Source organism: Xanthomonas sp. WHRI 8932A, from assembly GCF_035012785.1.
Taxonomy (GTDB): Bacteria; Pseudomonadota; Gammaproteobacteria; order Xanthomonadales; family Xanthomonadaceae; genus Xanthomonas.
The window spans coordinates 53,621-71,118 of sequence record NZ_JAYGQQ010000007.1; the positions used below are offsets into that span (position 1 = coordinate 53,621).

A 17,498-nucleotide genomic window follows, 5' to 3' on the forward strand; every position below is an offset into this window, starting at 1 on the left:
ACCTGATGAAACTGTGTGACTTTGAAGTGGGCCTCGACCAGCCGTTGTTCCTGATTGCAGGCCCGTGCGTGATCGAGTCGATGCAGTTGCAGCTCGATGTCGCCGGCAAGCTCAAGGAGATCACCGGCAAGCTCGGGGTCAACTTCATCTTCAAGTCGAGCTTCGACAAGGCCAACCGCACCTCGGGCACCAGCTTCCGCGGCCCCGGCCTGGAAGAAGGCTTGAAGGTGCTGGACGCGGTGAAAAAGCAGATTGGCGTGCCGGTGCTCACCGACGTGCACGAATACACCCCGATGAACGAAGTCGCCGCCGTCGTCGACGTGTTGCAGACCCCGGCGTTTCTGGTGCGTCAGACCGACTTCATCAAGAACGTCTGCGCCGCCGGCAAGCCGGTCAACATCAAGAAGGGTCAGTTCCTGGCGCCGTGGGACATGAAGCCGGTGGTGGAAAAAGCCAAGTCGACCGGCAACGAGCAGATCATGGTCTGCGAGCGTGGCGCCTCGTTCGGCTACAACAATCTGGTCAGCGACATGCGCTCGCTCAGCGTCATGCGCGACACCGGCTGCCCGGTGGTGTTCGACGCCACGCATTCGGTGCAGTTGCCGGGCGGGCAGGGCAGCAGCTCTGGTGGCCAGCGCGAGTTCGTGCCGGTGCTGGCGCGCGCTGCGGTGGCCGTGGGCATTTCCGGCCTGTTCGCCGAAACCCATCCGGACCCGTCCAAGGCGCTCTCCGATGGCCCCAATGCCTGGCCGCTGGACCGCATGGAAGAACTGCTCGAAACGTTGATGGAGCTGGATGCGGTGACCAAGAAGCACGGGTTCGCGCGCTTCGCATGAGTTCCGACGTCGTATGAGTTCCGACCCATGGGCGTTGGTGGCAGCGCGTCGCCAACGCCGGCACTGGCGGCAATGGCCCTGGGGCTGGATGGCGTTGGGGTTGTCGCTCGCGGCATGGGCCTGCCTGGCCGTGATGGCCTTCCTGGTGACCGCCAGCATCGGCATGCCGGGCGACGGCAGCCATGCGATGCAGGCCACGCGCATTCCGATGTTTGTCACGCTGTTGGTAGGTGCGCTGGTCACGCTGGGCGGTCTTGTCGCCAGCTCGGTTGCGTTCTCGCAGCGTCGCCAGCCGGGCGCTGCAGCCATGGGCCTGGCGCTGCTGCTGCTCTTGCTACTGCTGTTTTGTTTGTCGCTGCTGGCCCTGAAGGCCTAGTCGCGCAGTCTTGCCGGTCTGGCACGCATCCAGCCCCATGCGATTTGGCAATGGACCGGTGTGCAGCGATAATCCGGCAGCTTGTTTCCGGTGTACTTCCCCCTTACTGGTAACCGATCGACCTATGACCACTATCGCCAAGATCCTCGCCCGCGAAATCCTCGATTCCCGCGGCAATCCCACGCTGGAGGCCGAAGTCACGCTGGCAGACGGCTCGTTCGGCCGCGCGGCCGTGCCCTCGGGCGCCTCGACCGGCACCAAGGAAGCGGTGGAGCTGCGCGACGGCGACAAGACCCGTTACATGGGCAAGGGCGTGCGCCACGCGGTGGACAACGTCAACGGCACCATTGCCGAGACGCTCAAGGATTTCGACGCGGCCGACCAGCAGGGTCTGGACCGTCGCCTGATCGACCTGGATGGCACCGAGAACAAGGGCCGCCTGGGCGCCAACGCGCTGCTGGGTGTGTCGCTGGCCGCCGCGCATGCGGTTGCCGCCTCGCGCAAGCAGCCGCTGTGGCAGTACCTGTCCACCATCACCGAATCCGATGTGCAATTGCCGGTGCCAATGATGAACATCATCAACGGCGGCGCGCATGCCGACAACAACGTCGACTTCCAGGAGTTCATGGTGCTGCCGGTCGGTTGCAGCTCGTTCTCCGAAGCGCTGCGCGCCGGCACCGAAATCTTCCATTCGCTCAAGTCGGTGCTCAAGGGCCACGGCCTGAGCACGGCGGTGGGCGATGAAGGCGGCTTTGCGCCGGACTTCCGCAGCAACGTCGAAGCGCTGGACACCATTCTCGAAGCGATCGGCAAGGCTGGTTACACCGCCGGCGAAGACGTGCTGCTGGGCCTGGACGTGGCCTCCAGCGAGTTCTACGACAACGGCAAGTACAACCTGGTGGGTGAGAACAAGCGCCTGACCAGCGAGCAGTTTGTCGACTTCCTGGCCGACTGGGTTGCGCAGTACCCGATCATCAGCATCGAAGACGGCCTGGCCGAAGACGATTGGGCCGGCTGGAAGTTGCTGACCGACCGCGTCGGCAAGAAGGTACAGCTGGTGGGCGACGATCTGTTCGTCACCAACCCGAAGATCTTCAAGCAGGGCATCGACTCGGGCACCGCCAACGCGATCCTGATCAAGGTCAACCAGATCGGCACGCTGACCGAAACGCTGGAAGCGATCGCCATGGCGCACGCAGCCAACTACGCGTCCATCGTCTCGCACCGTTCCGGCGAAACCGAAGACACCACCATCGCCGACATCGCCGTGGCCACCACCGCCACCCAGATCAAGACCGGCTCGCTGTGCCGCAGCGACCGTGTGGCCAAGTACAACCAACTGCTGCGCATCGAGCAGGCGTTGGGCTCCGGCGCGCGTTACGCCGGCCGCGACGCGTTCGTTTCGATCAAGCGATAAGCCGTGCGCAACTGGCGCTGGCTACTGCTGGTGCTGGCGGTGCTGCTGGCTTGGCTGCAGTACCGCTTCTGGTTCGGGCCTGGGAATTCCGGTGAAGTCATGATGCTGGAAGCCCAGGTCGCGCATCAGACACAGGACAACGAAGGTCTGCGCCAACGCAACCAGGCGTTGGCAGCAGAGGTGAAGGATTTGAAGGACGGCGAGGCGGCAATCGAAGAGCGCGCACGCAGCGAGCTGGGCATGATCAAACCGGGCGAGACGTTCTATCGCGTGGTCGAAGATGCGCCGCTGCTGCCTGCGGCAACGACTGAACCTGCGCCCGCGCCGGCCACGTCCGAGCCCGCATCTGCGACGGAACAGCATCCATGACCGGCTCGATCTGGGCCATCGTGCCGGCCGCAGGGCGCGGCACGCGGTTTGGCGGCGCGCTTCCCAAGCAATATCTGCCAGCAGCGGGCCAACCGTTGATGGCCTACACCTTGGCAGCGCTGGCCGCGCATCCGGCGGTCGCCGGCATCCTGGTGGCGATTGCGCCGGGCGATGCCGACTGGCCGGGCTGGACGGCGGTGCAGTCCAAACCCGTGTTGACCTGCGTTGGCGGTGCCACACGCGCAGCCTCGGTACTGGCCGGCTTGCTGGCCCTGCCCGAGAGCGTGCGTGCGGACGACTTCGTGCTGGTGCACGATGCCGCGCGTCCGAATCTGGCATTGGCAGATCTGGACCGGCTGTTGGAAATCGGCCGTGGCGACCCGGTCGGCGCGATCCTGGCCGCACCGGTGCGCGACACGCTTAAACGTGCCGGCGACGACGGTGGTATCGATGGCACCGAGCCACGCGAGCGCCTGTGGCGCGCGCTGACACCGCAGCTGTTTCGGCGGCATCAGCTGATCCGTGGTCTCACCGACGCGTCGGCTGCCGGCGTCGACGTCACCGACGAGGCCATGGCGATGGAGCGACTTGGGTTGCGTCCGTTGCTGGTGGAAGGCGCCGAGGACAATTTCAAGGTCACCACGCCGGCGGATCTGGCACGCTTCGAGTTCGAACTTGTACGCCGCGGCGTTGCGGTAGACGCCGATCCGGCCGCTGCGTCCTACGAGGTTGCGCCACCCGCGCGCAGCGATGCCGGGCTGGGCATCGTTGCCAGCGACGCCTCTTAATCACCACGGGTTTTCCATGTCCTTCAATTTCCGAATCGGCCAGGGCTACGACGTACATGCGTTTGGCGATGGCGACCATGTGATGCTTGGCGGCGTGCGTGTCGCGCATAGCCACGGCGTGCTCGCGCACAGCGATGGCGATGTGGTGTTGCACGCGCTCTGCGATGCCATGCTGGGCGCCTTGGCGCTGGGCGATATCGGCCAGCATTTCCCGCCCTCGGATGAGCGCTGGAAGGATGCCGACAGCGCGCAGTTTCTGCAGCACTGCGATCAATTGCTGCGCGAGCGTGGCTGGCGCGTCGGCAATGCCGATATCACCGTCATCTGCGAGCGGCCCAAGGTTGGCCCGCATGCGCTGGCCATGCGCGAACGCATTGCCGGGCTGCTGGGCATCGAGCTCGATGCGGTCAGCGTCAAGGCAACAACCAGCGAGAAGCTCGGCTTCACCGGTCGTGGCGAAGGTATCGCCGCGCAGGCTGCGGTGCTGCTGGGCAAGATCGCGCTCTAAGCGCGGCTAACACACATAGCGAGCGGTCGTCAGGTGGGTGTGGACGGCCGCGCTCGCAACTGCAGTGTACGAGTCGTGCATACCGCACCGAGTACCGGCCGCATCCGGCTGGCGGTGAGCGCCGTGGTTTTGTTAGCTGCTCTACAACGCACTCCTGCATGCCGGGTTGTTGGCATGCACCACCACATTCCGCGCCGAAAGCTCGGCAAACAGCGCACGATCCGTCGGCGCGAAGGCGAACCACACTATGAGCGAGACCTCCTCTCTTCCGCGTGCGCATGGCGCAGCGGTCCTCAGCGCGGCAATGCGCAGCACGCCGGAAGATTTCCAGGTCGATGAGCTGCCGTCGTTCGAGCCCTCGGGCGAAGGCGAGCATCTGTTGCTCACCATTCGCAAGCGTGGGCAGAACACGGCTTACATCGCTAAACACCTTGCGAAATGGGCGGGCATCGCGGAGATGGGCGTCAGCTATGCAGGGCTGAAGGATCGCCATGCAGTGACCACGCAACGTTTCAGTGTGCACCTGCCCAAGCGCATCGCGCCGGACCTTGCCACGCTCGACGATGCGCAGATGCAGGTGGTCCACAGCACCTGGCATAACCGCAAGCTGCAGCGCGGCGCGCTGCTGGGCAATCGCTTCGTGCTGACGTTGCGTCAGGTGGAGGGCGAGCGGGATGCCATCGAGCAACGCTTGCAGGCAATCGCCGCGCGCGGCATCCCCAACTGGTTTGGCGAACAGCGCTTCGGTCGCGATGGCGGCAATGTGGCGTCTGCGCTTGCGATGTTCGGTTACCTGCAGGAGGCCGACGGCACGCTGGTGCCGGCCCCCAAGCGCCGTCTGCGCAACGATCAACGCTCGATCCTGCTATCTGCGGCGCGCTCGTCGCTGTTCAATCGCGTGCTGAGCGCACGTGTGGAACAGGGCAGCTGGGATGCGGCGCTGGATGGCGAAGCGTGGATGCTGGATGGCTCGCGTAGCGTATTCGGCCCCGAGCCGTGGAGCGAGGTGTTGGCCGAGCGGCTGGTACGCTTCGACATCCATCCGAGCGGTCCGTTGTGGGGCGTGGGCGAACTGCGTCCCACCGCTCAGGCCGCCGCGGTGGAGCAGGGCGCGTTAGCAGACCCGCAATCGGAGGCGTTGCGCCAGGGACTGGAAGCTGCCGAATTGAAACAGGAGCGCCGCGCGCTGCGCCTTCGTCCGCAAGAGCTGCAGTATCGCTGGCTGGACGAGCAGATTTTGCAGGTGGAATTCGCGCTGCCACCGGGCTGCTACGCCACTGCAGTGCTGTGGGAGTTGGGCGATGTCAGCGATGCGGGTCGTGCAGCGGCAACCAGTCGTTCCGATGACTAAGCGTGCTCAATCAGAGCACCCTATGCTGCAGATGCCAGGCCCAACGCAGCCATCCGTCTCGTAGGAGCGGCCCCGGCCGCGACCCGCACCACCGATCGCTTGTCAGCCGCACGCAAGCGCGGTTGCAAGCGAAGCAGTTATCCGGCGCAGCGAATACTCGGGAATGAAGGCGGCTGAGCGGATCAAGCAAGCCGTCTGCTGCCGCACGCACAACAACGAGCCCCGTTCTCGTAGGAGCGGCCCCGGCCGCGACCCGCACCACCGATCGCTTGTCAGCCGCACGGAAGCACGGTTGCAAGCGAAGCAGCCTCTCCGGCGCAGCGAATGCTCGGAAGTGAAGACGAATGCTCGGGACTGACTATGGGTGGCGCAACGCAAGCGTCAGGCTGCATGCGCATAGACCGCAACTCATCCCAACACGTCTGCCTGTCAGGCAGCAAACACACCCGCACCTACCCACACATCACCCCACTATCGCCGCGCCAGTAACACCAACAACGCACCGGTGCCGCCCTGCGTCGGCGGCGCCGAATGAAATGCCAGCACATCGTTGCGCTGGCGCAGCAGGCGGTCCATCAGGTTCTTCAGGACTGGCGCGCCATTGTCCGATTGCAGGCCCTTGCCATGGATGATGCGCACGCAGCCATGTTCGTGCGCATGGGCATCCAGCAGGAACTGCCGCAGCAACACCTCGGCCTGCGCTGCGGTGGCGCCATGCAGATCCAGCTCGTCCTGCACCGAAAATTGCCCGCGCTTGAGGCGTTGAAACAAACGAGTGGGAAGATTGTCGCGACGATAACTAGCCGTGTCGCCGGCTTCCAGCGGCGCGCTGTCGCGTAGCAATCGGACGAATTCGGTGTGCGCTTGCGCCTCGTCGCGCTCGGCCATGCGCGCGCGGGGTTTTGGGCGCGGTTTGGCATTGGCCGGCGGCGCCACTTCGCGGATCGGCTTCACCGCGCCGATCGCCGCGCGGAACAGCGCGCTGTCGTCTTCGTCTTCAGGATGTGACATCGGTACAGCGTAACCGGTCCAACCTCAGACACACGCGAAGATCAAGCGGCAAGCACATGGACGCATCCGGTATCATGGACGGGTTTTCCGAGGAGTCTCATGCGCGTACTGGTTAGCAACGACGACGGTGTCGACGCCCCCGGCATCCAGATCCTGGCCGAGGCGCTGCGGCATGCCGGTCATGAAGTGATGGTAGTCGCGCCCGATCGCGACCGCTCCGGCGCTAGCAATTCGCTGACGCTGGATGTGCCGATCCGCACCCGCCGCATCGACGCGCAAACCTGCGCGGTGGCTGGCACGCCCACCGACTGCGTACATCTGGCGCTCACCGGCATGCTGGATTACGACCCGGACATCGTGGTCTCCGGCATCAACAACTCGGCCAATCTCGGCGACGACGTGATCTATTCCGGCACCGTCTCTGCTGCGATGGAGGGCCGCTTCCTGGGCCTGCCCGCGGTGGCGGTGTCGCTGGTGACGCATAACCACGAAGCCCATCACTACGACACCGCCGCGCGCGCCGCAGTGGAAATCGTCGCGCGGCTGAAGGCCGACCCATTGCCGGCCGACACCATCCTCAACGTCAACGTGCCGGATCTGGCCTGGTCGGATGTGCTCGGTTTCGAAGTCACCCGGCTCGGCAACCGGCATCGCTCCGAGCCCTGCGTGCCGCAGCAAGACCCGCGCGGCCGCACCGTGTATTGGATCGGCCCGGCCGGTCCGGAGCAGGACGCCGGCGCCGGCACCGATTTCCATGCCGTGCGCACCGGGCATATCTCGATCACGCCGATCCATGTCGATCTCACCCGCTACCAGGCGCTGGAGACGGTGGCCGGCTGGGTCGGCGGGCTGACCGCTGCGCTGGACGGCCCGGCATGACGCCGAGGCTGCGCATGCTGCAACCGGAATCGGTCGGCATCGGCATGACCTCGCAGCGCGTGCGCGACCGTCTGGTCGAGCGCCTGCGCGAGGCCGGCATCCAGGACGAAGCCACGCTCAATGCCATGCGCACCGTCCCGCGGCATCTGTTCATCGACGAAGCGCTGGCCTCGCGTGCCTACGAAGACACCGCGCTGCCGATCGGCCACGGCCAGACCATCTCGCAGCCCTGGGTGGTCGCGCGCATGACCGAGGCCGTGCTGCAGGTGGCGCCGACCAAGGTGCTGGAAGTCGGCACCGGCTCCGGCTATCAGGGCGCGATCCTCGCCGCGCTGGGCCTGGAGGTCTACACCGTCGAGCGCATCGGCGACCTGCTGCGGCAGGCGCGCAAGCGCTTTCGCCATCTCGGCATGAACGTGCGCAGCAAGCACGACGACGGCCGCATCGGCTGGCCCGAGCACGGCCCGTACGACGCCATCGTGGTCACTGCTGCAGCGCCGGCTCTGGTGGATGCGCTGGTCGATCAGCTCGCGGTCGGTGGGCGCCTGGTGGCCCCGGTCGGTGGTGCGTCCTCGCAGTCGCTGGTGCAGCTCACCCGCGCTGCCGACGGCGAGATCGAGCAGCAGGTTCTGGCGCCGGTCACGTTCGTCCCGCTGTTGTCGGGCATGCTGGATTGATCTGATGAGAGTGACTCGATGAAGATTTTCGGGCCGTTGTACGACGTGGCCATCCGTTGGTCGCGCCACCGCCGCGCGCCAGCGCTGCTGACCGGCCTCAGCTTCGTGGAGGGCTTCATCTTTCCGGTGCCGCCGGAAGTGATGCTGGCGCCGATGTCGCTTGCCGAGCCCAAGCGCTCGCTATGGTTCGCCACCTTGAGCCTGGTTGGCTCGGTGTGCGGCGCAATGGTCGGCTATCTGCTGGGGCATTTCGCCTTCGCCGCGCTGCAGCCGCTGATCGAATGGCTGGGCTGGAGTGTGAAGATCCAGGCCCAGATCGAAACCTTGCGCGCGCTGGTGGCGGAGTCGCCGTGGAAGGCGTTCTGGGCACTGGTGCTGGTCGGCTTCACCCCGATCCCGCTGAAGATCTTTACCTGGGCCTCGGGCGTGGTCGGCGTGCCGATCCTGCCTTTCATCGCCAGCATGCTGGTCGGGCGCGGCAAACGCGTCTATCTGGTCGCCGGCGCGATCCGCCTCGGCGGCGCACGGGCCGAAGCGGCGCTGCATCGCTGGATCGAGCCGCTGGGCTGGATGGCGATGGCGGTGCTTGCAGCAGGCGCAGCTTGGCTGGTGTGGAAGACAACGAACGGATGAGCAAGACGCAGATGAATTCGGTACGCAAGACAGCAGTCGTGCTCGTAGTGGCAATCGGGCTGACCGCCTGCAGCAGCGCGACAGTGGTGCGTTCCCCTGGCGCCGGTGGCGGTTCGTCATCCTCGCGACCGTCTGCCGCGCCACGGCCATCGGTGCCCCGTCCCGGTGCGACGGTGACCGTGCAGCGCGGCGACACCCTGTATGCGATTTCTCGCCGCACCAATATCACCGCGCCGGATCTGGCCGCGTGGAACGGCCTGTCCTCGCCCAACACCATCTATCCCGGCCAGACCTTGAAGCTGTATCCGCCTGGTGCCAGCAAGCCGGGAACTAGCGCGCCGGTGGCTGGCACGGTGGTGGTGCCGCGTCCGGCCACGCCGGTCGCCGCGCCTGTCAGTAGCGGCTTTTCCTGGCGTTGGCCCGCCGACGGCGTGGTGGTCGGTACCTTCGTGACCGGCGAAACCACCAAGCAGGGCGTGGACATCGCCGGCGCCAGCGGTCAGGCCGTGCGCGCAGCCGCCGATGGCGTGGTGGTGTACTCGGGCGCCGGCCTGGTCGGCTATGGCGAGCTGATCATCATCAAGCACAACGACCAGTGGTTGTCGGCATACGGCCACAACCGCAAACGTCTGCTCAACGAAGGCCAGAGCGTCAAGGCCGGCCAGCAGATCGCCGAGATGGGTCGCAGCGGCGCCGCCCGCGACATGCTGCACTTCGAGATTCGCTACAACGGCAAGCCGGTCGATCCGTTGCTGTATTTGCCCCGGAAGTGATTGGGGAGTGGGGATTGGGGATTCGTAACAGCCTGGGGCTGTTAGCGCTGCGGGATGGGCTGGGTCGCCGCGCTAAGGCCGGCTGATTGTGGAGTTGGGGAATTTTCACTTGACAGTGAAGCCTGCGAAAACACGCTTTCCCGATTCCCGATTCCCGATTCCCGATTCCCGATTCCCGATTCCCGATTCCCGATTCCCGATTCCCGTCCCAGCCAATCAGCCAGGCAAGACCATCGCCAACGCCACCCGGCGGCCTTCGCTGGCCAGCACGTTGTAGGTGCGCGCCGCAGCGGCATTGGTCATCGCTTCCAGCCCGATGCCGCGGGTCAGGCAGGCGGCAAGCACTTGTGCGTTCGGAAAGCGCTGGCGCTCGCCGGTGCCCAGCAGGATGACCGCCGGCGTCAGCGCCAGCACCGCATCCATGTGGCTTGCCTGCAGGTGTTCCAGATCCTGCACCGGCCAGCGTTCCACCAACTCATCCGGCATCAGGATGAAACTCTGCTGCAGGATCTGCTCGTTGACCTTGGCATGGCGGCCGTCGGCCGCGCGCAGCGCGTAGGCGTAATCGGGGTGTTCTTGGCTTAAAGGCATAACAGACTCGGTTGATCAGCCGCGCGGCAGCACGATCTGACGCTTTTCCTTGCTGGGGCGGTACAGGATGGCGACGTGGCCGATACGCTGCACCAGGGCACTACCGGTTTGCCCGACCAGTTCGGCGATCAGCGCGTCGCGCGTCTCACGATCCTCGGAGGCCACCTTCACCTTGATCAGTTCGTGGCGCTCGAGCACTTCCTCGAGTTCGGCCAGAAATGCTGGCGTGACCCCTTTGCCGCCGGTTTGCAGCAGCGCCTTGAGATCGTGGGCCTGGCCGCGCAGGAAACGGTTCTGGGCGGAGGTGAGAACAATGGACATGCAGGATCGAAAGGCAGCAAAGGGTGTTCAGGGTATCATGGCGGCCCGTTCGGACCCCCGTTGCCAATGCCTTCCCGTAGTAAAAGCAGCCAGCGCTGGCTCAAGGAACACTTCGCCGACCCTTACGTGAAGAAGGCTCAGGCCGAAGGCATGCGCTCGCGTGCCGCCTACAAGCTGGAGGAATTGCTCCAGCGCGACCGCCTCCTGAAGCCGGACATGGTGGTGGTCGATCTGGGCGCCGCGCCCGGTGGCTGGTGCCAGCAGGTGCGCAGGTCGCTCGGCGACACCGGTCGGGTGCTGGCGCTGGATATTCTGGAGATGCCCCCGCTGGCCGGGGTGGAGTTCCTTCATGGCGACTTCAGGGAACAAGCGGTCCTATCAGAATTCGAAGCGATGTTGGGCGATGTGCCGGTGGACCTTGTTCTGTCCGATATGGCCCCCAATAAGAGTGGCATGGATGCGGTCGACCAACCGCGGATGATGCACCTGGCGGAACTGGCGATGGAATTTGCCGACACCCACCTCAAGCCGGGTGGGGCGTTTTTGATCAAGCTGTTCCAGGGTGTTGGGTCCGACGACTACATTCGCGAGCTTCGCCGCCGCTATGACAAGGTGACGATTCGCAAACCGGCGGCCTCGCGCAAGCGATCCCCGGAAGTTTATGCGCTCGGTCAGGGCAAGCGTGCCCAGATCAAGTAAGCTGCCAATGATCGCTGAATTTCAAGAATAGAAGAGTAGAGGGCACCGGAGCCAATGAGGATGAACGACTTGACCAAGAATCTGCTGCTGTGGGTGGTCGTCGCGGTTGTGCTGATGGTCGTCTTCCAGAGCTTCTCGCCGCGGATGGCGGGCGGCGTCGGCCCCGACTCGATCACCTATACCCAGTTTCTGAAAGAAGTGGACTCCGGGCGCGTCAAATCGGTGGACTACACCGATGAGACCAACCTTGCGGTCAACGCGATCCGCTTCAAGCGTACCGATGGCAGCGAAGCCACCGTCTACGGTCCGCGCGACGACAAGTTGGTCGACGTGCTCTACAGCAAGAACATCGAAATGACCCGCCAGAAGCCGTCCACCGGACCGGGTTTCTGGTCGCTGGTGCTCAACTTCCTGCCGGTCATCCTGATCATCGGCTTCTGGCTGTTCATCATGCGCCAGATGCAGGGCGGTGGTGGCGGTGCCAAGGGTGCGATGAGCTTCGGTAAGTCGCGGGCCAAGCTGCAGGGCGAAGATCAGGTCAAGATCACCTTTGCCGACGTTGCCGGTTGCGACGAGGCCAAGGAAGAAGTCAGCGAGCTGGTCGACTTCCTGCGCGACCCGACCAAGTTCACCAAGCTGGGCGGCAAGATTCCGCGCGGCGTGTTGATGGTCGGCCCACCGGGTACCGGTAAGACCCTGCTTGCCAAGGCGATTGCGGGCGAAGCCAAGGTGCCGTTCTTCAGCATCTCCGGTTCGGATTTCGTCGAAATGTTCGTCGGCGTCGGTGCGAGCCGCGTGCGCGACATGTTCGAGCAGGCCAAGAAGCACGCGCCGTGCATCATCTTCATCGACGAAATCGATGCAGTGGGCCGTCATCGCGGCGCCGGTCTCGGCGGCGGGCATGACGAGCGCGAGCAGACCTTGAACCAGTTGCTGGTCGAAATGGACGGCTTTGAAGGTGGTGAAGGCGTGATCGTGATCGCGGCTACCAACCGTCCTGACGTGCTGGATCCGGCGCTGCTGCGTCCGGGCCGCTTCGATCGCCAGGTCGTGGTGGGGCTGCCGGACGTCAAGGGTCGCGAGCAGATCCTGCGCGTGCATATGCGCAAGCTGCCGCTGGCCGACGACGTGGTGCCGATGGTCATCGCACGCGGTACCCCGGGCTTCTCCGGCGCCGACTTGGCCAACCTGTGTAATGAGGCCGCGTTGTTTGCGGCGCGTGGCAGCGAGAAGGAGGTCCGCATGGACCACTTCGACCGTGCCCGCGACAAGATCCTGATGGGTGCCGAACGCCGTTCGATGGCCATGAGCGAAGACGAAAAGACGCTGACCGCGTACCACGAAGCGGGCCACGCCATCGTCGGGCGGCTGGTTCCGGAGCACGACCCGGTCTACAAGGTCACCATCATTCCGCGCGGCCGCGCACTTGGTGTGACCATGTATCTGCCGGAAGGCGACCGTTATTCGATGAACCGTGTCGCGATCGAATCGCAGCTGTGTTCGCTGTATGGCGGCCGTGTTGCCGAAGAGTTGATCTTCGGTGGCGACAAGGTCACCACCGGTGCGTCCAACGATATCGAGCGTGCGACCAAGATGGCGCGCAACATGGTCACCAAGTGGGGCTTGTCCGACGAGCTTGGCCCGGTCGCTTATGGCGAGGAAGAGGATGAGGTGTTCCTGGGTCGCTCCGTGACTCAGCACAAGAATGTCTCGGACGAAACCGCGCGCAAGATCGACGAAGTGGTGCGTTCGATCCTGGACAAGGCCTACGGCAAGACCAAAGCCATCCTCACCGAGAACCTGGACAAGCTGCACGCGATGTCGCAATTGCTGCTGCAGTACGAAACCATCGACGTGCCGCAGATCGACGCCATCATGGAAGGCCGCGAGCCGCCGCCGCCTGCGGGTTGGGCCAAGTCCGACAAGGACGGTGGCAACAACAACGATAAGGGCAGCCCGCGTCCGTTACCGCCGATTGCAGGACCGGCCGAGCAGATTTAAGTCGGGCGTTTGCAGTTGCAGGTATCCAACGGGGCCAGGAAGCGATTCCTGGCCCCGTTGCGTTGTGCTGTTTGGAGACGGTGAGCGATCGGCCGGCGGTGAGCGATGAAGTGCATTGCGTTCCGTTCTCCGATGCAATCGAAGCTGCATTCCAGTGTGGGCGCAGCCCTGAGTTCTCCACGCACAGGGTGCGACGCGGTGCGGGCTGCGCGACAATGGCAAACGCTCCCTGCAACACGCGGACGACCCTGCATCAAGCCGCATCCGCTAGCCTCAGCCGTTCACCGGGTGCGCGCAGTCGCTGCAGTCGGTAGCGATTGTCTGCCGATATCCAAATCGGCGGGCAGCTGTCCGCTCACGCCGCACCGGCTCAGATCACCCTCTCTCTCACTCGCTTCAGGAGAAACCACTGATGTTCGATACCGCCCTCAAGCTGGATTGCGCTGGTCGCAGTTTGCGACTGGATGCGCCGCAGGTGATGGGGATCGTCAACGTCACGCCGGACTCGTTTTCCGATGGCGGCCAGCACGCGACCTGCGAGGCGGCGATCGCGCACGGGCTGCGGCTAGTGGAGCAGGGCGCTGCAGTGCTCGACATCGGCGGCGAATCCACCCGTCCCGGTGCCACGGCGGTATCGCTGGAAGACGAATTGCAGCGTGTGATCCCGGTGATCGAGGCACTGGTGCAGAAGACCAGCGTGCCGATCAGCGTGGACACCTTCAAGCCGGAGGTGATGCGCGCGGCGGTCGCTGCCGGTGCCGGCATGATCAACGATGTCCATGCGTTGCGTTCGCCGGGCGCGCTGGACGCAGCATCCGAACTGGGCGTGCCGGTGGTGCTGATGCACGCACGCAGCGCACCGCATGCGATGCAGGACGCGCCGCAGTACGACGACGTGGTGGCGGAGGTGCATCGCTTTCTGGCCGAGCGCATTTTTGCCGCCGAGATGGCCGGCATCGACAAGCGCCGGTTGATCCTCGACCCGGGCTTCGGCTTCGACAAGACCACGGCGCATAACCTGACCGTGCTTGCGCAGTTGCAGCGCCTGCAGGAGTTCGGCTTGCCGGTGCTGGCGGGGCTGTCGCGTAAACGCAGCATCGGCGAATTGACCGGGCGCGAGGTTGCCGCCGAGCGGGTGCATGGCTCGGTCGCGGCGCATCTGATCGCCGCGCAACACGGTGCCTTGTTGCTGCGCGTGCACGATGTGGCGGCGACCGTGGATGCCTTGAAGGTCTGGAACGCGGTGGCGGCGATTCCTACCCCGCGGGTCAGTGCGCCGGCGGCGCCGACCATTCGCTGGCCGGACGAGGACTGATGCCGGCCGACCGACGCCCGCTGGCGATCGCCTTGATGGGCCCTACCGCCAGCGGCAAGACTGCGCTGGCCCTGGAGGCGGCGGAACGCTGGAACGGGGAGATCGTCAGCGTCGATTCGGCTCTGGTCTACCGCGGCCTGGAGATCGGTGCGGCCAAGCCCGATGCCGCGATGCGCGCCGCAGTACCGCACCATCTGCTCGACCTGCGCGACCCCTGGCAGATTTATTCGGCCGCTGAGTTCGCCGCCGATGCACGCAAGGCGATCGACAACATCGTTGCGCGCGGCAAGTTGCCGATCCTTGCCGGCGGCACCGGGCTGTATTTCCGTGCCGTGCTCGAAGGGCTGTCGCAATTGCCCGAAGCCGATCCGACCGTGCGCGCCGCAATCGCCGCCGAGGCCGAACAGATAGGCTGGGCCGCATTGCATGCGCAACTGGCGCAGGTCGACCCGATCGCTGCGGCGCGCATCCATGCCACCGACCCGCAGCGCATCCAGCGTGCGCTGGAGGTGTACCGCCTCAGCGGGCGGCCGATCAGCTATTGGCAGGCGCTCCCGTCAGGGCCGCGCCTGCCGCTGCGGGTCTTGAAAATCGTGCTGGCGCCGCAAGATAGAGCGGTGCTGCACACACGCATCGCGCAGCGCCTGGACGCGATGCTGGCGCAGGATTTCCTGGCCGAAGTGGAGCGATTGCGGGAGTTGCCTCAGATGCGCGCCGTGGCTACGCCGCTGGATTTGCCGGCAGTGCGCGCGGTCGGGTATCGCCAGGCCTGGGACTATCTGGATGGCGCCGGCAGCTTGGCCGAGTTCCGCGACAAGGCGATCCAGGCGACCCGGCAACTGGCCAAACGGCAGCTCACCTGGCTACGTGGCGAGCTCGACGCACGTTGGTTTGACCCAGAGCGTGATCGGCATCAATTGGACGACGCACTTGTCGGCTTCCTCGCTCATCGTTCCACTGTGCAGCAGGCTTCAGGCGTGTAACATCCCGTTTCCGGGGCCGGCTGGGGATAGCAGGTGTCGACCGGGACAATAAGAACAATAATGAAGAGGATTTTTCGATGGCTAAGGGGCAATCGTTGCAGGACCCATTCCTGAATGCGCTACGGCGCGAGCGGGTGCCGGTCTCTGTGTATCTGGTCAACGGCATCAAGCTGCAGGGCACCATCGAGTCGTTCGACCAATTTGTGGTCCTGCTGCGCAACACCGTGAGTCAGATGGTTTACAAGCACGCCATCTCCACGGTCGTGCCGGCGCGCAACGTGCGCGTGGGGCCGGGTGGTGGGTATGTGCAATCCAATGAAGGTAATCAAGCGGAAGATGACGACGTCGAGCAGTAATGGAGTAACGCGTGTTTGATCGTTCCCGCAAGGGTGAGCACGCGCTGTTGATTCAGACCCATGCAGGTGGGCCTGCCGAAGACGATGTGCTGGAGGAGTTCGCCGACCTTGCAAGGTCGGCGGGCGCCACGGTGGCGGCAACGCTCACCGCGCGCATCGACAAACCCAGCCCGTCGACCTTGATCGGCAGCGGCAAGCTGGAAGAGATCAAGGCCGCCGCTGAGGCGACTGGCGCGGATCTGGTGTTGGTCAACCACACCTTATCGCCGGGTCAGGAGCGCAATCTGGAGCGCTACCTGGAGCGGCGGGTGATCGACCGTACCGGCCTGATCCTGGATATCTTTGCGCAACGCGCGCGCAGCCACGAAGGCAAGCTGCAGGTGGAGCTTGCCCAGCTGCGGCATATGGCCACACGGCTGGTACGCGGCTGGACCCACCTGGAGCGTCAGCGCGGCGGTGCGATTGGTCTGCGCGGCCCCGGCGAAACCCAGCTGGAAACCGACCGCCGCCTGCTGCAGAAGCGCGTGGAGCAGTTGCAGCAGCGCTTGGAAAAAGTCGAGGTGCAGCGCACCCAGATGCGCCGTGCGCGGATGCGCAGCGAATTGCCGCGCATTGCATTGGTCGGCTACACCAACGCGGGCAAGTCGACGCTGTTCAATGCGTTGACCGGTGCGCAAGCCTATGTGGCCGATCAATTGTTCGCCACGCTGGACCCCACCGTGCGCCGCATCGCATTGCCCGGCGGCAGTGCGATTCTTGCCGATACGGTGGGCTTCGTCCGCGATTTGCCGCACCAATTGGTTGCTGCCTTCCGTTCGACGTTGTCCGAAGCACGCGACGCCGATTTGTTGTTGCACATCGTCGATGCCGCCGACCCGCTGCGCGAAGAACGCATCCTGCAAGTCGATGAAGTGTTGCAGGCGGTGGGCGCTGGCGATCTGCCGCAGCTGCTGGTGTTCAACAAGATCGACAAGATCGACGGTGCCGAAGTTCGCCACGATGCGCAGGACGGCATTCCGGATCAGGCGCGGCGCGAACGCGTGTGGGTGTCGGCGCGCGACGGGCGTGGCTTGCAGGAACTGCAGCACGCACTTGGTCAACGCCTGGATCTGCGTCATTTGACCGGACAGCTGCGCTTGCCGTCGTCGGCCGGTCGCTTGCGTTCCAAGCTGCATCAGCTGGAAGTGGTGCGCAACGAGCAGTCCGACGAGGACGGTTGGTTGCTGGAAGTCGATCTGCCGATGGTCGAAGCCGAACGGCTTGCCGCCGGAGATGACGGCGCGCCGTTGCGCGCGATGCTGCCGGACCGTCGGGAAGACTGGGAAACCTGACGCGGCATTCGACGGGGCTGGCCGCAGTCAGCTGCGTGCCAGCTGCAGATTGCAGGCCCCGTTCACCCATCGCAGGCGTCACCACGCACGGGCTGCCGCGTCCCGATGCATTTCGGTGCGGACCGTCAGGTCCGCCGTGACTTCAGTGTCGTGTGCGCTCCCTGGATCGATCATCTGTTGCTGCGCAGATCAGCGGGAAACAGTCACCTACGTGCGATGTCAGGCTGCAGCTCCATCAGCGGCGTCCCGCACTGCGTGGGCACTTGCCGAAACAGGCGGGCGG

At 64.9% G+C, this 17,498-nt stretch carries 20 protein-coding genes and 1 other RNA gene; 17 read left to right on the plus strand and 4 right to left on the minus strand.

What is annotated here, in order from left to right:
- The first annotated feature begins 5 nt into the window (after positions 1–5).
- The 6 genes from kdsA to ispF all read left to right on the plus strand — a co-directional run bounded on the left by kdsA (position 6) and on the right by ispF (position 4,294).
- Positions 6–836 carry a 3-deoxy-8-phosphooctulonate synthase gene (gene kdsA / locus VC212_RS12580; protein WP_005992423.1) on the plus strand — a complete coding sequence of 277 codons (831 nt, stop codon included), beginning with the start codon at positions 6–8 and terminating at the stop codon, positions 834–836.
- A 13-nt stretch (positions 837–849) separates the two neighbouring features.
- Positions 850–1,212, plus strand: a complete 363-nt coding sequence (locus VC212_RS12585) for a hypothetical protein (RefSeq protein WP_323525980.1) — start codon at positions 850–852, stop codon at positions 1,210–1,212.
- A 124-nt stretch (positions 1,213–1,336) separates the two neighbouring features.
- On the plus strand, positions 1,337–2,629 hold the full coding sequence (eno, locus tag VC212_RS12590; protein ID WP_115511964.1) for a phosphopyruvate hydratase: 1,293 nt from the start codon (positions 1,337–1,339) through the stop codon (positions 2,627–2,629).
- 3 nt (positions 2,630–2,632) lie between these two features.
- Positions 2,633–2,998: a cell division protein FtsB gene (gene ftsB, locus VC212_RS12595; protein ID WP_115511963.1), complete on the plus strand. Its 366-nt coding sequence runs from the start codon at positions 2,633–2,635 to the stop codon at positions 2,996–2,998.
- Positions 2,995–3,786, plus strand: a complete 792-nt coding sequence (gene ispD / locus VC212_RS12600) for a 2-C-methyl-D-erythritol 4-phosphate cytidylyltransferase (protein WP_323525981.1) — start codon at positions 2,995–2,997, stop codon at positions 3,784–3,786. Before ftsB ends, ispD begins: the two co-directional genes overlap by 4 nt.
- Positions 3,787–3,802: 16 nt before the next feature.
- The gene (gene ispF, locus VC212_RS12605) at positions 3,803–4,294 is read left to right on the plus strand and encodes a 2-C-methyl-D-erythritol 2,4-cyclodiphosphate synthase (RefSeq protein ID WP_055844320.1); all 492 of its coding nucleotides are present in this window, start codon (positions 3,803–3,805) and stop codon (positions 4,292–4,294) included.
- Between the two features lie 4 nt (positions 4,295–4,298).
- Here ispF and VC212_RS12610 read toward each other — a convergent pair.
- A non-coding RNA gene (locus VC212_RS12610) (sX9 sRNA) lies at positions 4,299–4,375 on the minus strand.
- Between the two features lie 166 nt (positions 4,376–4,541).
- Between VC212_RS12610 and truD the strand changes: the two genes are divergently transcribed.
- Positions 4,542–5,645: a tRNA pseudouridine(13) synthase TruD gene (gene truD / locus VC212_RS12615; protein ID WP_323525982.1), complete on the plus strand. Its 1,104-nt coding sequence runs from the start codon at positions 4,542–4,544 to the stop codon at positions 5,643–5,645.
- Between the two features lie 471 nt (positions 5,646–6,116).
- Here the strand turns inward: truD and VC212_RS12620 are convergent, their stop codons facing one another.
- The gene (locus tag VC212_RS12620) at positions 6,117–6,656 is read right to left on the minus strand and encodes a Smr/MutS family protein (protein WP_323525983.1); all 540 of its coding nucleotides are present in this window, start codon (positions 6,654–6,656) and stop codon (positions 6,117–6,119) included.
- 99 nt (positions 6,657–6,755) lie between these two features.
- Here VC212_RS12620 and surE point away from each other — a divergent pair, with 99 nt between their 5' ends.
- Genes surE through VC212_RS12640 form a run of 4 tightly spaced genes read left to right on the plus strand, consistent with a single transcriptional unit; the run spans position 6,756 to position 9,618 of the window.
- Positions 6,756–7,535 (plus strand): 5'/3'-nucleotidase SurE, encoded by a 780-nt coding sequence (gene surE, locus VC212_RS12625; RefSeq protein WP_055844314.1) that lies wholly within the window; start codon positions 6,756–6,758, stop codon positions 7,533–7,535.
- On the plus strand, positions 7,532–8,212 hold the full coding sequence (locus VC212_RS12630) for a protein-L-isoaspartate(D-aspartate) O-methyltransferase (RefSeq protein WP_055844310.1): 681 nt from the start codon (positions 7,532–7,534) through the stop codon (positions 8,210–8,212). Before surE ends, VC212_RS12630 begins: the two co-directional genes overlap by 4 nt.
- A gap of 18 nt (positions 8,213–8,230) precedes the next feature.
- Positions 8,231–8,845 carry a YqaA family protein gene (locus tag VC212_RS12635; RefSeq protein ID WP_055844306.1) on the plus strand — a complete coding sequence of 205 codons (615 nt, stop codon included), beginning with the start codon at positions 8,231–8,233 and terminating at the stop codon, positions 8,843–8,845.
- The gene (locus VC212_RS12640) at positions 8,842–9,618 is read left to right on the plus strand and encodes a peptidoglycan DD-metalloendopeptidase family protein (RefSeq protein WP_323525984.1); all 777 of its coding nucleotides are present in this window, start codon (positions 8,842–8,844) and stop codon (positions 9,616–9,618) included. Before VC212_RS12635 ends, VC212_RS12640 begins: the two co-directional genes overlap by 4 nt.
- Positions 9,619–9,834: 216 nt before the next feature.
- Here VC212_RS12640 and VC212_RS12645 read toward each other — a convergent pair whose 3' ends face one another.
- Entirely contained in the window at positions 9,835–10,209 is a 375-nt protein-coding gene (locus tag VC212_RS12645; RefSeq protein ID WP_115527603.1) for an Mth938-like domain-containing protein, read from the minus strand.
- Between the two features lie 15 nt (positions 10,210–10,224).
- Positions 10,225–10,530 carry a ribosome assembly RNA-binding protein YhbY gene (gene yhbY / locus VC212_RS12650; protein ID WP_055844291.1) on the minus strand — a complete coding sequence of 102 codons (306 nt, stop codon included), beginning with the start codon at positions 10,528–10,530 and terminating at the stop codon, positions 10,225–10,227.
- A gap of 66 nt (positions 10,531–10,596) precedes the next feature.
- On the opposite strand from yhbY, the gene rlmE reads away from it, so the two are divergent.
- The 6 genes from rlmE (at position 10,597) to hflX (ending at position 17,215) form a co-directional block, all read left to right on the plus strand.
- Positions 10,597–11,229 (plus strand): 23S rRNA (uridine(2552)-2'-O)-methyltransferase RlmE, encoded by a 633-nt coding sequence (gene rlmE, locus VC212_RS12655; protein ID WP_055844288.1) that lies wholly within the window; start codon positions 10,597–10,599, stop codon positions 11,227–11,229.
- Between the two features lie 60 nt (positions 11,230–11,289).
- A complete protein-coding gene (gene ftsH, locus VC212_RS12660; protein WP_323525985.1) occupies positions 11,290–13,230 on the plus strand; it encodes an ATP-dependent zinc metalloprotease FtsH in 1,941 nt (646 codons plus the stop codon).
- 412 nt (positions 13,231–13,642) lie between these two features.
- Entirely contained in the window at positions 13,643–14,545 is a 903-nt protein-coding gene (gene folP, locus VC212_RS12665) for a dihydropteroate synthase (protein WP_323525986.1), read from the plus strand.
- Positions 14,545–15,528, plus strand: coding sequence for a tRNA (adenosine(37)-N6)-dimethylallyltransferase MiaA (gene miaA / locus VC212_RS12670; protein WP_323525987.1), 984 nt, complete (start codon positions 14,545–14,547; stop codon positions 15,526–15,528). Before folP ends, miaA begins: the two co-directional genes overlap by 1 nt.
- Before the next feature lie 77 nt (positions 15,529–15,605).
- On the plus strand, positions 15,606–15,884 hold the full coding sequence (hfq, locus tag VC212_RS12675) for an RNA chaperone Hfq (protein ID WP_005915027.1): 279 nt from the start codon (positions 15,606–15,608) through the stop codon (positions 15,882–15,884).
- Between the two features lie 11 nt (positions 15,885–15,895).
- Positions 15,896–17,215: a ribosome rescue GTPase HflX gene (gene hflX, locus VC212_RS12680; protein WP_115511951.1), complete on the plus strand. Its 1,320-nt coding sequence runs from the start codon at positions 15,896–15,898 to the stop codon at positions 17,213–17,215.
- Positions 17,216–17,498: the final 283 nt, after the last annotated feature.